This window comes from Acidovorax sp. LjRoot66 (assembly GCF_964253305.1).
Classification (GTDB): Bacteria; Pseudomonadota; Gammaproteobacteria; order Burkholderiales; family Burkholderiaceae_C; genus Acidovorax.
Genome location: NZ_CAXUQU020000001.1, coordinates 4298930 through 4313112, shown reverse-complemented (window position 1 = coordinate 4313112; position 14183 = coordinate 4298930). Strand labels below are relative to the sequence as shown.

The following is a 14183-nucleotide window of genomic DNA, read 5'->3' as shown; positions in this document are numbered from 1 at the left end:
CCCGGGCCGAAAGGAGATCCCATGCGCTGGTGGCACGTGCTGTTTCCGCAGGTGGTGGAAACGCCCCAGGGGCTGTTTCGCCCCTCGAACCGTTTCATCGACTACGGCTTGCCCGCGATCGGCTTTCTGGTCATCGTGGGCATGTTCCTCAGGGCATCCCTGGCAGGCCGGACCAATTATTTCATCCTGGGGTATCTGGGCTTCGTCATTGCATCGGTGGCCTTGGCCTGGCGCGCACGGCGCAAGTTCGGACCCATGGGGCAGCCGCTGGTGCGCATTGATGGCGCAGGGATCTACCTGAGCATGCCCCAGAATGTGCGCCCGGGCCACGTGCAGGTGCCGCTGGCGGACATCCGGGCGCTCGTGGTCAAAGGCACGCCTGGCCTGCGCAGCTATGTGTTCGAGCGCCATGCGGGCGAGCCCATCGAGGTGCGCCCGGGGCTTGGGCGCCTTGACGCCCGAGTTATCGATTTCCTGCAGCGCGCCATGCCCGCCGCCATTCCTGTAACCGTGCAGGAGCCTCCTACTTTCCTGGGTGCCATCCGTGGTGACTGATTCCAATCCCTCCGCAGCCAGTGCGCTGTCCCTGCAACCGGCCGAGGCCGTCGACGCGCTGCGCGACCAGCTCAACCGCTGGGCCCACCAGTACTACGTACTTGACGAGCCCACGGTGCCCGATGCCGAGTACGACCGGGTGTTCCGTGAGCTGCAGGCGCTGGAAGAGGCGAACCCCGACCTCATCACCCCCGATTCGCCCACGCAGCGCGTGATCGGTGGCGTGGCGGATGGCCTGGCCCCGGTGCGCCATGCCGTGCCCATGCTCAGCATCCACACCGAGACAGATACCGAGGCCACGGGCGCCCAGGCCTTCGATGCCCGCGTGCGCCGCGAGCTGGGCCTGGCCGAGTCCGACCCTGCCATCGAGTACGTGGCCGAGCCCAAGTTCGACGGCCTGGCCATGAGCCTGCGCTACGAAGGCGGCCGCCTGGTGCAGGCTGCCACGCGCGGCGACGGCGAGGTGGGCGAGGACGTGACGCACAACATCCGCCGCATCCGCCAGATCCCTTTGATCCTGCCGGCCGGCGTGCCGCCGCTGCTCGAAGTGCGTGGCGAGGTCTACATGCGCCGCGCCGATTTCGATGCCTTGAACGAACGCCAGCGCGAGCAGGGCGGCAAGACCTTCGTGAACCCGCGCAACGCCGCGGCGGGTGCGGTGCGCCAGCTCGATTCGGACATCTCGGCCCGGCGCCCGCTGAGCTTTTTCGCCTACGGCCTGGGCGCCACCACGCCGGTGAACGAAGGCGGCCAGGCCTTCATCACGCACTACGAGATGCTGCAGACCCTCAAGGAGTGGGGCTTCCCGGTGGCGGCGCAGGTGCAGATCGCCAAGGGCGCGGCCGAGCTCGTGGCCTTTCATCAGAAGGTGGGCGCCTCGCGCGACCAGCTGCCCTACGACATCGACGGCGTGGTCTACAAGGTCAACCGCCTGGACCTGCAGCGCGACCTGGGCTTCAAGACCCGCGAGCCGCGCTGGGCCGTGGCCCACAAGTACCCTGCGCAGGAGATGGCCACGCGCGTGGAGGGCATCGACATCCAGGTCGGGCGCACCGGCAAGCTGACCCCTGTGGCGCGCCTGGCGCCGGTGTTCGTGGGCGGGGTCACGGTGACCAATGCCACGCTGCACAACCTGTTCGAGATCCGCAAGAAGCAGGTGCGCGTGGGTGACACGGTGATCGTGCGCCGCGCGGGCGACGTGATCCCCGAGGTGGTGGGCGTGATGCCTGGCCAGCGCCCGGCCTATGTGCCCAATTTCCGCATGCCGCGCCAGTGCCCCGTGTGCGGCAGCGACGTGGTGCGCGAGCCCGGCGAGGCCAACCACCGCTGCACCGGCGGCCTGTTCTGCGCCGCGCAGCGCAAGGAGGCCATCCTGCACTTTGCCGCACGCCGCGCCATGGACATCGAGGGCCTGGGCGACAAGCTGGTGGACCAACTGGTCGAGGCCAACGTGATCCGCACGCTGCCCGACCTGTACCGCCTGGGGCTCACTTCGCTGGTGGCGCTGGAGCGCATGGCGGAAAAATCGGCCCAGAACGTGCTGGCCGCGCTCGAAAAATCCAAGCAAACCACGCTGCCACGCTTCCTCTTCGGCCTGGGCATCCGCCACGTGGGCGAATCCACCGCCAAAGACCTGGCCAAGCACTTCGGCACGCTGGACGCCATGATCGGCGCCACGGCCGAGACCGCCGCCACCGTGGAGCAGCTGCTCGAAGTGCCCGACGTGGGCCCCATCGTGGCGCAAAGCTTCCACACCTTCTTCCAGCAGCCGCACAACCGCGAAGTGATCGAGCAACTGCGCGCCTGCGGCGTGGTCTGGCCCGAAGGCGTGCCGGCAGAAAAGGGTGCCCAGGTGCTGGCCGGCAAGACCATCGTGCTCACCGGCACGCTGCCCACCCTGAGCCGCGACGCTGCCAAGGACATGCTCGAGGCCGCAGGCGCCAAGGTCTCGGGCTCGGTGAGCAAGAAGACCAGCTACGTGGTGGCCGGCGAAGAGGCAGGCAGCAAGCTGGCCAAGGCCGAGGAGCTGGGCGTGCCCGTGCTCGACGAGGCAGGCATGCTGGCTCTGCTGGCCGGCGGGCCTGCAGCGTGATGCCGCCCCTTCTCACCAACCTGGGCTCGCGCCTGGCCGCCGGCCTGCGTCGCGTGGTGGCCTATGCAAAGGCCTCCTCGCGCCGCAAATGGCTGCTGGCCATCCTGGCGCTGCCGCTGGCCCTGGTGCTCTACACCCTGGCGCTGATCCCGTTCACTCCGTCCATCAGCGACATCACCAAGGCCAAGACCGAGCGTCCTGCGCAACTGATCTCGGCTGACGGCAAGGTGCTGTCCGAATACCGCTGGGCGAACCGCGAGTGGGTGGCGCTCAACCGCATCGCACCACACGTGATCAATGCGCTCATCGCCACCGAAGACCACCGCTTCTACGAGCACTGGGGCATGGACTGGCGGCGCACCGCCTCGTCGGTGGTGCACACGCTGCGCGGGGATCCGCAGGGCGGCTCCACCATCACCCAGCAGTTGGCGCGCAACCTGTTCCCCGAGGAGATCGGGCGCTCGCGCACCTTGACGCGCAAGCTCAAGGAGGCCATCACCGCGATCAAGATCGAGATGTCCTACTCCAAGGACGAGATCCTGGAGACCTACCTCAACACCGTGCCGTTTCTGTACAACGCCTACGGCATCGAGATGGCGGCGCGCACCTATTTCGACAAGTCGGCTGACAAGCTCAACCTGCTGGAGAGCGCCACGCTGATCGGCATGCTCAAGGGCACGGCCTACTACAACCCGGTGATGAACCCCGAGCGCGCCCAGGCGCGGCGCAACACCGTGCTGGCGCAGATGGTCAAGCGCGACAAGCTCGACAAGGCCCAGTTCGACACCCTGCAAAAACGCCCCCTGCGCGTCGATTTCGAGCGCCAGAGCGAGGCCACTGGCCTGGCCCCGCACTTTGCCCAGCAGCTGCGCAAGACCCTGATCGCCTGGGCCGACGCCAACGGCTACAGCCTGCACGCCGATGGCCTGCTGGTGCACACCACCATCGACTCGCGCCTGCAGGCCTTCGCCAACCAGGCCGTGGCGCGCCAGGGCAAGCAGCTGCAGGGCATTGCCGACACCGCCTGGGCCCAGCGCAGCGCGTGGAACCCGCAGTCCGACCTGGTGCGGGACTTCGTGCGCGACACGCCCGAATACCGCACGGCGGTGGAGCAGGGTGCCACGCCAGAAGAAGCGCTCAAGACCCTGGTGGCAGATACCGCCTTCATGCGCACCCTGCGCCAGAACAAAACCCGCGTGCAGGCCGGATTCATGGCCATGGACCCGGTCACCGGCCACGTGCTGGCCTGGGTGGGCAGCCGCGATTTCGGCCAGGACCCGTTCGACCACGTGCAGCAGGCACGGCGCCAGCCGGGCTCCACCTTCAAGCCCTTCGTCTACGGCGCGGCCTTCGAGCAGGGCGCGCTGCCCACCGACACGCTGATGGACGAGGCCGTGGAAATCCCCCTGGGCGGCGGCCAGGTCTGGCGCCCCACCGACGGCGGCCCGCCGAGCGACGAACCCATGACCCTGGCCGACGGCCTGGCCCTGTCCAAGAACACCATCACGGCCCAGCTCATGCACAAGGTCGGCCCCGCCCACGTGGCCGAGCTGGCGCGCGCCATGGGTGTGCGCGAGAGCAAGCTCGAACTCGTGCCCTCGCTGGCGCTCGGTACCAGCCCGGTCACGCTGCGCGAGATGGTCTCGGCCTACGGCACCATCGCCAATGCCGGGCGCTACGTGTCGCCGGTGCTCATCACGCGCATCGAGGACCGCCATGGCAAGGTGCTGCAGACCTTCACCCCGCCCGCGGCCGAGAAGGTGCTGCCCGTGGGCGTGGCGCAGACGCTGCGCGCCACCATGCGCGGCGTGATCGACAAGGGCACGGGCCGCGCCATCCGCACGCGCTATGGCATCCAGGGCGACGTGGCGGGCAAGACCGGCACCACGCAGGACAACACCGATGGCTGGTTCATCCTCATGCACCCGCGCGTGGTCGCCGGCGCCTGGGTGGGCTTCAACGACGGCCGCGTGACCCTGCGCAGCGACTACTGGGGGCAGGGCGCCCACAGCGCGCTGCCCATGGTGGGTGACTTCGTGCAGCAGTCCTTCCGCTCGCAGGTGCTGGACGGCAAGGACCGCTTCATCGACGAGCAAGACACCACCGCCGTGGGCAATGCCATGGCCGGCATGCGCAGCTGGGTGATGGACCTGTTCGGCCGCGATGCCCCGGGCCAACCGCCTGGCCAGCCGGGACAGCCCGGCAGCTACCCGCCACCGCTGCCCCCGGGCACCCTGCCGCCCGTGATCCGCGAGCCGGACCTGCTGCCGTTGCCTGAAGCGCCTGTGCGCTCTCCGACGCCCCCGGCCGAGCAGATGGTGCTGCCGCCGCTGTCGCCTGCCATGCCCCCACCGGTCGGCGTGCGGCCACCCGGTGGACAGGTGCCAGGGGCCGAGGTGCCGCCCTGAAGTGAAACACCCCCTGAGTCGCTTCGCGCCTTCACCCCTCTCTCGTCTCGCTGCGCGAGGCGGGAGGGGGACGCCCCCAGCGCAAGGGCTGGATACGCCGCCTTCGCGGCGGGGCGGCCCTTGCGAGGGGGCACTGGCCTGGGCCGCGCCAGTTTCATGCGTCGTGGGTGGCGCGCAGCGCAATGGATAACTGAGAGGACTTATCGGTGCTGTGCGCCGGGCCAGAGGATGGCCTGCGCCACGATCACGCGCTCGCCGTTGAACGTGGCGGCTGGCGATCCGTAGAGCGCGTAGCCCAGCGCCAGCGCCTCGCTCACGCGCTTTCAGAAGGCGGCGTCATCGGGCCCGGTCAGCAGGCGGTAGGTGGGCAGGTTGTCGGGTGGAGTGCTGTTCATGGCAGACCTCTCTCAAGACTCACTCGATATCGATGCAGTGCAGCCCAAAAGCGCCGGCCTTGCGGTCGGCGAAATAGCACTCCAGCGTTTCCTTCACCGTGCGAAAGGCGATCTCGTCCCACGGGATTTCGGCCTCGGTGAACAGGCGTGCCTCGATGGTCTCGTGGCCGGGGTCAAACACCTCGCTGAGCAGCGTGGCGCGGTAGAAGAAATGCACCTGGCCCACGCGGCGCACGTTGAGCAGGCTGAACAGCGGGCCCATCTCGATCTGCGCGCCGGCCTCCTCGTCGGTCTCGCGCGCGGCGCCTTGCGAGGTGGTCTCCTCCAGCTCCATGAAGCCGGCGGGCAGCGTCCACTTGCCCCAGCGCGGCTCGATGTTGCGCTTGCACAGCAGCACGCGTCCATCGGCCAGCACAGGCACCGTGCCCACCACGTTGAGCGGGTTCTCGTAGTGCACCGTGTGGCAGGCCGGGCACACGGCGCGCAGCTTGGTGTCGCCATCGTCGGGCAGGCGGTACACCACGGCGGTGCCGCAGGCGCGGCAGTGTCGGATCGGGCTGCGAAAGGTCATGCGGGTAAAGCGTGGGGCTGCCGGCCTGGACCGGCGCCCGCAGCTATGAAAATAATAGTGTACAGCCCGCCAGGACGAGCCTGCGGCGGGCGATGGCGATGGGGATTACACCACCTTGAGCTTGATCCCCGTGAGGCCGTCCACACCGCCTTCGAGCGTGTCGCCGCGCACCACGGCGCCCACGCCCTCGGGCGTGCCCGTGTAGATCAGGTCGCCGGGCTGCAGCTCCCAGGCGGCCGACAGGTGCTCGATGGTCTCCGCAATGTTCCAGATCAGCTGGGCCACCGTACTGCGCTGCTTGTCGGTGCCGTTGACCTGCAGCCAGATGCCGGCCTTGGCCACGTCGCCGGCCTGGGCCGCGGGTGTGATGGAGCCGATGGGGGCGCTGGCATCGAAGCCCTTGCCGATGCACCAGGGGCGGCCCTGCTTCTTCATGTCGTTCTGCAGGTCGCGGCGCGTCATGTCCAGGCCTGTGGCGTAGCCGTAGATGTGCGAGAACGCGTCGGCAGCCTTGATGTCCTTGCCGCCCTTGCCGATGGCCACTACCAGCTCGATCTCGTGGTGCAGGTTGGCGGTGAGGCTGGGGTAGGGCAACTCGCCGGTCTGGCCGGCATCGACGACGACGATGGCGTCGGCCGGCTTCATGAAGAAGAACGGCGGCTCACGGCCGGTGAAGCCCATTTCCTTCGCGTGCTCTTCGTAGTTGCGGCCCACGCAGTAGATGCGGTGCACGGGAAAGCGGTCGCCGCTGCCCACCACGGGCACGCTGGCCACCGGCGCGGGGGAAAACACATAGCTCATGTCTGCCTTTCAAGGGTGTTGGGGAGTCTGCCTATGCACGTGCGCCCGTGGGCGATCGCGTACAAGGCGAGCCTGTTGCCAGTGTGCCACGCCCGCGCCGCAGTTGCTGGGGGTGGGGCGCTACACTCCCGCCCATGGCAAAGAGCTTCGATTTCCAAAACACGCCGGGCCACCTGGTGCGCCGCGCGCACCAGCGGACTGTGGCGCTTTTCATGGAAGAGACGGCCGGGTTCGACGTGACCCCGGTGCAGTTTGCCATCCTGCACGAGCTGCTGGCCCAGCCGGGCGAGGACCAGGTGACGCTGGCCTCGCGCGTGGCCTTTGATGCCGCCACCTCGGGCTCGGTCATCGGCCGGCTCGAAAAGCGCGGCTGGGTGCGCCGCGAGGCCGACACCCGCGACCGGCGCCGCAAGCTGCTGTGGATCACCCCCGAGGGCGAAACCGCCGCACTGCAGATGCGCGACGCTGCCCAGCGCGTGCAGGAGCGCCTGATGGGCCCCCTGAATGCCGAAGAGCGCGCAGTCCTGATGGCCCTGCTGACCAAGGTCGTCTACCAGCACCAGGACCCCGCAGGCACCTCCGGCGCCTGATGTCCATGAACGCTTCCATGCCGGCCGACTGGCTGGTGCCCGACTGGCCTGCGCCGCCCGGCGTGCATGCCCTGTGCACCACACGTGCCGGCGGCGTCAGTGCCACGCCCTATGACCACCTGAACCTGGGCACCCACGTGGGCGACGATGCGGTGGCCGTGCGGGCCAACCGCCAGGTGCTGCAGTCCGTGCTGCAGGCCGCCACGCCGGGCGCCCGGGCCGTTTTCCTGAACCAGGTGCATGGCACCGACGTGGCGCACATCGACGGCGCCACACCCGACGCCACGGCGGCCGATGCCTGCCTGGCCACCGCGACCGGCGCCGTGTGTACCATCATGGTGGCCGACTGCCTGCCGGTGCTGTTTACCCACCGTTCGGGCTGCGTGGTGGCCGCCGCCCATGCCGGCTGGCGCGGTCTGGCGGGGGAGCAGGGGCAGGGCGTGCTCGAATCCACGGTGCAGCATCTGGCGACCGAGGGCGCGCCTGCGGCCGAGGTCATTGCCTGGCTGGGACCCTGCATCGGGCCCACGGCTTTCGAGGTGGGGGCGGAGGTGCGCGCGGCGTTCTGCGGGCATGAAGCCGCCGCCGATGCCTGTTTCGTGCCCCAGCCCGGGGGCAAGTTCCTCGCGGATCTGGCAGGCCTGGCCCGGCTGCGCCTGGCGGCCCTGGGGCTCAGCGCGGTTTACGGCAACGATGGCACGGCACCCTGGTGCACGGTGCGCAATGCCTCACGGTTCTTTTCGCACCGGCGCGACACCGCCGTCCTGGGCGGCAGCGGGCGTTTCGCCGCCTGCATCTGGCGCGGCTGAGTCTGCCTGAGCGGCCCGCAGTGTCGCCTGCTCGGCATCCCAGGCGGCCTGCTCTGCCTGCTCGCGCTGCTTGATGGCCCGTTTGCGCGAGGGCGTGCCCATGATGTAGACCACGATCCCCATGGGCAGCAGCCCGTAAAGCACGAAAGTGACGATGGCCCCGAGCACCGTGCCGGTGGTGTTGGTGGCTTCCGCCACGGCCATCATGAGGGTGACGTAGAGCCAGGCGATGACGATCAGGTACATTGTGTTGGAAACGTGTTTACGGGTTCTTGGCGCGATCAACGCGGTTGCAGGTTGCCAGCCCTCGCGGCGTGGGCAACAATGAAGGCAAGGTGCCGGTGCAGCCGAACACCATCAGAGGAGACGGGATGAGTTCAGAAGAATCGATCTGGGACCAGAGCGCCCAGCAATTCCAGCAGATTTTCGGTCAAGGCTGGGCACAGGCCGTCCAATCCTTCCAGAAAATCGACCTGGGCACGCCGGGCGCAGCCGCAGCGCCCCCCGCTCCGGTGCAATTGTCGCCTGCCAAGCTGCAGGCCCTGCAGCAGCAATACCTCGAAGAGGCCAAGGCCTTGTGGGCCCAGGGCCTGCAGGGCAAACCCGAGGTCAAGGACAAGCGCTTTGCCGGCGAAGGCTGGGCCGCCAACCCCGTAGCCGCCTTCTCGGCTGCGGCCTACCTACTCAACGCCCGTACCCTGATGGGCCTGGCCGATGCGGTCGAGGCCGACGAGAAGACGCGCGCACGCATCCGCTTCGGCGTGGAGCAGTGGATGGCGGCCATGGCGCCCAGCAACTTTTTGGCCTTCAACGCCGAGGCGCAGAAAAAGGCCATCGAAACCAAGGGCGAGAGCATTGCCAAGGGCATGCAGAACCTGCTGCACGACCTGAAGCAGGGCCATGTCTCGATGACCGACGAGAGCCTGTTCGAGGTGGGGCGCAACGTGGCCACCACCGAGGGCGCCGTGGTGTTCGAGAACGAGCTGTTCCAACTGCTCGAGTACAAGCCGCTGACCGCCAAGGTCTACGAGCGCCCCTTCCTGCTGGTGCCGCCGTGCATCAACAAGTTCTACATTCTCGACCTGCAGCCCGAGAACTCGCTGATCCGCTATGCGGTGAGCGAGGGCCACCGCACCTTCGTGGTGAGCTGGCGCAACCCCGACGACGCCCTGGCGAAAAAGACCTGGGACAACTACGTCGAAGACGGCGCCATGGCGGCCATCGACGTGGTGCAGAACATCACCGGCGCCGATCAGATCAACGCCCTGGGCTTCTGCGTGGGCGGCACCATTCTCAGCAACGCGCTGGCCGTGCTGGCCGCGCGCGGCGACGAGCCCGTGGCCAGCGCCACCTTCCTGACCACGCTGATCGACTTCACCGACACCGGCATCCTCGACGTCTTCATCGACGAGGCCTTCGTCAAGTACCGCGAGATGGAGATGGGCAACGGCGGCATGATGAAGGGCCAGGATCTGGCCTCGACCTTCAGTTTCCTGCGCCCCAACGACCTGGTGTGGAACTACGTGGTGGGCAACTACCTCAAGGGCGAAACGCCGCCGCCGTTCGACTTGTTGTACTGGAACAGCGACAGCACCAACCTGCCCGGGCCCTTCTACGCCTGGTACCTGCGCAATTTCTACCTCGAAAACAGCCTGGTGCAACCGGGCAAGCTCACCGTCTGCGGCGAGAAGATGGACCTGGGCCAGCTCACCCTGCCCACCTACATCTACGGCTCGCGCGAAGACCATATCGTGCCCGCCACGGCGGCCTATGCCTCGACCCAGGTGCTGCCGGGCAAGAAGCGCTTCGTGATGGGTGCATCGGGCCACATCGCCGGCGTGATCAACCCGCCCGCCAAGGGCAAGCGCAGCCACTGGATCCGCGCCGACGGCAAGTTCCCCGGCACGCTCGACCAATGGCTGCAAGGCGCGGTCGAACACCCCGGCAGCTGGTGGACCGACTGGTCCGGCTGGCTCAAGGGCCATGCGGGCAAGCAGATCGCTGCGCCCAAGGCCTATGGCAAGGGCCCCAAGTTCAAGGCCATCGAGCCGGCCCCTGGCCGCTATGTGAAGCAAAAAGCCTGAGCCTGCAGACCTGAGAGAATTCACCGCAAGATCTGAAAGCACAGGGCCCGTTGTTCCGCCGATGGGCCCGTATCCACCCCCAGAAAGAAGGACATTCCATGGAAGACATCGTCATCGTTTCGGCCACCCGCACGGCGGTGGGCAAGTTTGGCGGCGCACTGGCAAAGGTACCCGCCACGGAGCTGGGCTCCATCGTCATCCGCGAAGCCCTCGCGCGCGCGGGCCTGGCTGCCGGCCAGGTGGGTGAAGTCATCATGGGCCAGGTGCTGGCGGCCGGCGTGGGCCAGAACCCTGCGCGCCAGGCCTCCATGAAGGCCGGCGTGGCGCAGGAGACGCCTGCGCTCACCATCAACGCCGTCTGCGGCTCGGGCCTCAAGGCCGTGATGCTGGCCGCGCAGGCCGTGGCCTGGGGCGACAGCGAGATCGTGGTGGCCGGAGGCCAGGAAAGCATGAGCCTGGCGCCCCACGTGCTGCCCGGTTCGCGCGACGGCCAGCGCATGGGCGACTGGAAGCTCGTCGACACCATGATCGTCGACGGCCTGTGGGACGTGTACAACCAGTACCACATGGGCATCACGGCCGAGAACGTGGCCAAGCAGTACGGCATCACCCGCGAGCAGCAGGACGTATTGGCCCTGAACAGCCAGCTCAAGGCCGCCGCCGCGCAGGACGCCGGCAAGTTCGCCTACGAGATCGTGGACGTGGCCCTGGCGCAGAAGAAGGGCGACCCGATCTTCTTCAACACCGACGAATACCTCAACCGCAAGACCAATGCCGAGGCCCTGGCCGGCCTGCGCCCCGCCTTCGACAAGGCCGGCAGCGTGACGGCGGGCAATGCCTCGGGCCTGAACGATGGCGCTGCTGCCGTGGTGGTCATGAGCGCCAAGAAGGCTGCCGCCCTGGGCCTCAAGCCCCTGGCGCGCATCGCCTCCTTCGGCACCACCGGCCTGGACCCCGCCACCATGGGCATGGGCCCGGTGTCGGCCACGCGCAAGGCCTTGCAGCGCGCCGGCTGGAACGCCGCAGACGTGGACCTGTTCGAGCTCAACGAAGCCTTCGCCGCCCAGGCCTGCGCCGTGAACAAGGAGCTGGAGATCGACCCGGCCAAGGTCAACGTCAACGGTGGCGCCATTGCCATCGGCCACCCCATCGGTGCGTCGGGCTGCCGCATCCTGGTGACCCTGCTGCACGAGATGCAGCGTCGCGACGCCAAGAAGGGCGTGGCTGCGCTGTGCATTGGCGGCGGTATGGGCGTGTCCCTGGCGCTGGAACGCTGAGCACCGGTTCCATTGCGACGAAGCCCACCATCCGGTGGGCTTTTTTCATGGCCCTGCGCTTAGCCCGTGAAGCCCGCCAGGTTCAGCGTGTGCGAATGCCCCAGCCAGATCGCGCAATCGCGGTGGTCGCGCAGGCCGTCACCGGTGTTGGGGTGGGCGAACACGTCGAGCGCGCCGTGGTTGAGCGCCAGCCAGCCGATCACGTGCGAAAAATCGGCCGTGCCGAAGGCGAGCTGGTAGCTCCACACCGGGTGTGGGCCCACGGGTCGCTCATGGAAACGGCCGATCTCCACCCGGCCCGCCAGTTCGCGCGCGATGGTCTCGCGCAGTGCCCAGGCCGCGTCGCGGCTCTCGGTGTCGAAGTAGACATGGGCGTGCCAGTCGCGGATCAGGGCGGGGTCGAGCAGGGGCATGGGCGGCATGTTACGGCCTGGTCGGCCGCAGTGCCGGGCCGGCCTGCACAAGCCCCCACTGCCCAGGGCGTTGGCATCAGTGTCTGGTTTGCGCATCATCGAGGTGCGGTGCACGGCCGTCGCAGCCCATGGCCCTTGGCGCGCCGTGGAGCGCGCGCTACATTGGGCGATTCGACCGCTCCCGCGCGGCCCCTTCTTTCGCCGAGGCACCGATACCATGGCACTGACCCGATTCACCGCATCGCTGATGCTGCTGCTGGGATCCACCCTGGTATGGGCCGCGCAGGCGAGCCCGACCGAATGCACTTCGGGTGTCCGGTTCACCGCCGCACAGGCAGAGATCGATGCCGCGCTCAAGACCGTGGGCGACGGGCCGCTGCGCAACCGGGCGCGCCTCGAATCCCAGCTCAAGGCCAGCGGGGCCACGCGCGGCTGGTCGCAGGAGCAGCAGGCCGAGATGCTGCGCAAGGCCTACAGCTCCGCAGGCTACTGGGCACTTGAGAAGGCCAAGCAGCCGCATGTGTCCACGCTCATGCAGGCAGTGACGGCGAGCTCCGGCCCCGACCCTCGGGTCTCCAAATGCACCGCCGCCAAGCAGGTGAAGGCCAGCGCGTGGGCCGTGGCCGACATCCATGGCCGCCAGTACGCCTATGTGGCCCGCGAAGTGGGGCTCATACAGTCCACACAGGCCAAGGCGCGCTGAACACCCGGCGGGCGGTCATTTCGCCAGCCGGCGCCAGCCAATCACCACGCCTGTGACCGACACGACGAGGCCCGCGAGCGACAGCACCCAGATCGCCAGGTACCAGGCTGGCGTCTTGAGGAACAGCGGAAAATCCAGGCTGTGCAGCCCGTTGAAGAGCCAGCGGCGCAGCCGGCTGTCTGAGGTGCTGGTGGACAGCAACTGCCCTGTGGCAGCGTCCACATGCAGCCAGGTGGCCGCGTCGTCGTGCAGCACGATCCGCCACACCGGCAGCACGGGCGGCACGTGGCGCGCATACCAGTAGCGGTCGGGCTCGGTCAGCAGCGCCGGGGTGTCCGCGGCGATGCCTGGGTAGCTTGCCGCGGTGGCCCTCGCCAGGTCCTCGGGCACGACCGCCACAGCCAGTCCGGTGGCGGCATCCACGCTGCGGCGCCCGCCGGCGGCGTCCGACACCACCCACACCGGGCGGCCGCCATACCAGGCGGCCTCAACCGCCTTGGCGGGCGATGGGGCGCTGGCCAGCGTGTGCAGGCCTGGCAGCCCGTGCGTGAACTCCGGCCCGGCCTGTCCGAACTTCGCCGCCGCGTTGCCCGGCGTACTGTGCGAGAGCCAGCGGTTGGGACCCATCGAGAACCAGCCGCTGAACACCCAGGTCAGGATGGCGATGCCGCCGATGAGGCCCAGCACATGGTGCCAGGCCAGAAAGCCCCGGTAGGGCGTGGCCGAATCGCCCCGGTAGCGGCGGCGCAGGCGCACGCGCAGCACGCCCACGATGAGCCCGGTGCCGGCCGACACCATGGCCAGGCCCGAGGTCCACAGCACCAGTTGCCGCCAGAAGTCTGCATGCCGGCGGATGGGGGCGTAGGTGTAGTAGTGCAGCAGCGTGCCGAACAGTGTCCAGCGGCGCTCGAAGGCGCTGGTGTCGCGAACCACCTCGCCCGTCTTCTGCGACACGTAGAGTTCCGTGCCTGCGCCGTCGTCGATGGCGACGCGGTGCAGCGGCCGCGCCTTGTCGAAGCTGTTGGCATTGGGCAGGGTCCACTGGTCATCGAAGCTGGTCTCCAGGTAGCGCGCCGTCGCCGAGCGGGCGAATCCGCGTGCAATGGCCTCGGCGCGTTCGGGCGTGACCGCGCTTAGCGGCGTGGCCGATGCAGAAGCCACGTGGTGGTTGCCCTTGACGTCGATGACGCGCCATACGGGCGCATCCAGGCTCTGCTCCAGCGCCATCCTGCGGAGTGCCGCCAGCTGGAGCTGCGCCAGCGCCTCGGCCGGTGTGACCGTCACCTGCGCGAGGTCCAGCACCGGCAGGCCATCGATGCGCTCCTGCGGCGTGAGCGCAGGAAAGCGCACATGCAGCATCACCAGCCCCGACACGAACCACAGCACGAACAGGATGCAGCCAGCGATGCCCAGCCAGCGGTGGGTGAAGTACAGCGCCCGCCGCAGCGGGCGCCACAGGGCGTGCAGCGCGGGGCTCACGCTGCG

14 protein-coding genes are annotated in these 14183 nt (G+C 68.5%); 8 read left to right on the top strand and 6 right to left on the bottom strand.

What is annotated here, in order from left to right; translation table 11 throughout:
• The first annotated feature begins 21 nt into the window (after positions 1-21).
• The 3 genes from ACSQ3Y_RS20275 to ACSQ3Y_RS20265 are packed head-to-tail and all read left to right on the top strand — an operon-like array spanning position 22 to position 5055.
• A complete protein-coding gene (locus ACSQ3Y_RS20275) occupies positions 22-555 on the top strand; it encodes a hypothetical protein (RefSeq protein ID WP_436178644.1) in 534 nt (177 codons plus the stop codon).
• Positions 548-2647, top strand: a complete 2100-nt coding sequence (ligA, locus tag ACSQ3Y_RS20270) for an NAD-dependent DNA ligase LigA (RefSeq protein ID WP_436180146.1) — start codon at positions 548-550, stop codon at positions 2645-2647. Before ACSQ3Y_RS20275 ends, ligA begins: the two co-directional genes overlap by 8 nt.
• On the top strand, positions 2647-5055 hold the full coding sequence (locus ACSQ3Y_RS20265) for a penicillin-binding protein 1A (protein ID WP_436178643.1): 2409 nt from the start codon (positions 2647-2649) through the stop codon (positions 5053-5055). The genes ligA and ACSQ3Y_RS20265 overlap by 1 nt, the downstream gene beginning before the upstream one ends.
• 200 nt (positions 5056-5255) lie before the next feature.
• On the opposite strand, the gene ACSQ3Y_RS20260 is transcribed toward ACSQ3Y_RS20265, so the two are convergent.
• From ACSQ3Y_RS20260 to ACSQ3Y_RS20250, 3 genes are all read right to left on the bottom strand, one after another.
• The gene (locus tag ACSQ3Y_RS20260; protein ID WP_436178642.1) at positions 5256-5372 is read right to left on the bottom strand and encodes a DUF1737 domain-containing protein; all 117 of its coding nucleotides are present in this window, start codon (positions 5370-5372) and stop codon (positions 5256-5258) included.
• Positions 5373-5469: 97 nt separating this feature from the next.
• The gene (locus ACSQ3Y_RS20255) at positions 5470-6021 is read right to left on the bottom strand and encodes an NUDIX hydrolase (protein ID WP_436178641.1); all 552 of its coding nucleotides are present in this window, start codon (positions 6019-6021) and stop codon (positions 5470-5472) included.
• Between the two features lie 105 nt (positions 6022-6126).
• On the bottom strand, positions 6127-6822 hold the full coding sequence (locus ACSQ3Y_RS20250; protein ID WP_436178640.1) for a fumarylacetoacetate hydrolase family protein: 696 nt from the start codon (positions 6820-6822) through the stop codon (positions 6127-6129).
• Between the two features lie 134 nt (positions 6823-6956).
• On the opposite strand from ACSQ3Y_RS20250, the gene ACSQ3Y_RS20245 reads away from it, so the two are divergent.
• On the top strand, positions 6957-7412 hold the full coding sequence (locus ACSQ3Y_RS20245) for a MarR family winged helix-turn-helix transcriptional regulator (RefSeq protein WP_436178639.1): 456 nt from the start codon (positions 6957-6959) through the stop codon (positions 7410-7412).
• Positions 7412-8221 carry a peptidoglycan editing factor PgeF gene (pgeF, locus tag ACSQ3Y_RS20240; protein ID WP_436178638.1) on the top strand — a complete coding sequence of 270 codons (810 nt, stop codon included), beginning with the start codon at positions 7412-7414 and terminating at the stop codon, positions 8219-8221. The genes ACSQ3Y_RS20245 and pgeF overlap by 1 nt, the downstream gene beginning before the upstream one ends.
• Here pgeF and ACSQ3Y_RS20235 read toward each other — a convergent pair.
• On the bottom strand, positions 8141-8467 hold the full coding sequence (locus ACSQ3Y_RS20235) for a hypothetical protein (protein WP_436178637.1): 327 nt from the start codon (positions 8465-8467) through the stop codon (positions 8141-8143). The two genes, pgeF and ACSQ3Y_RS20235, sit on opposite strands and share 81 nt — an antisense overlap.
• Positions 8468-8592: 125 nt before the next feature.
• On the opposite strand from ACSQ3Y_RS20235, the gene ACSQ3Y_RS20230 reads away from it, so the two are divergent.
• Both ACSQ3Y_RS20230 and ACSQ3Y_RS20225 read left to right on the top strand, forming a co-directional pair.
• Positions 8593-10305: a PHA/PHB synthase family protein gene (locus ACSQ3Y_RS20230; RefSeq protein WP_436178636.1), complete on the top strand. Its 1713-nt coding sequence runs from the start codon at positions 8593-8595 to the stop codon at positions 10303-10305.
• A gap of 98 nt (positions 10306-10403) precedes the next feature.
• On the top strand, positions 10404-11582 hold the full coding sequence (locus tag ACSQ3Y_RS20225) for an acetyl-CoA C-acetyltransferase (protein ID WP_436178635.1): 1179 nt from the start codon (positions 10404-10406) through the stop codon (positions 11580-11582).
• 59 nt (positions 11583-11641) lie between these two features.
• Here the strand turns inward: ACSQ3Y_RS20225 and ACSQ3Y_RS20220 are convergent, their stop codons facing one another.
• A complete protein-coding gene (locus ACSQ3Y_RS20220; RefSeq protein WP_436178634.1) occupies positions 11642-11995 on the bottom strand; it encodes a DOPA 4,5-dioxygenase family protein in 354 nt (117 codons plus the stop codon).
• A gap of 217 nt (positions 11996-12212) precedes the next feature.
• On the opposite strand from ACSQ3Y_RS20220, the gene ACSQ3Y_RS20215 reads away from it, so the two are divergent.
• Entirely contained in the window at positions 12213-12698 is a 486-nt protein-coding gene (locus tag ACSQ3Y_RS20215) for a hypothetical protein (protein WP_436178633.1), read from the top strand.
• Positions 12699-12713: 15 nt separating this feature from the next.
• Here the strand turns inward: ACSQ3Y_RS20215 and ACSQ3Y_RS20210 are convergent, their stop codons facing one another.
• A complete protein-coding gene (locus ACSQ3Y_RS20210) occupies positions 12714-14177 on the bottom strand; it encodes a PepSY domain-containing protein (protein WP_436178632.1) in 1464 nt (487 codons plus the stop codon).
• Positions 14178-14183 lie beyond the last annotated feature (6 nt).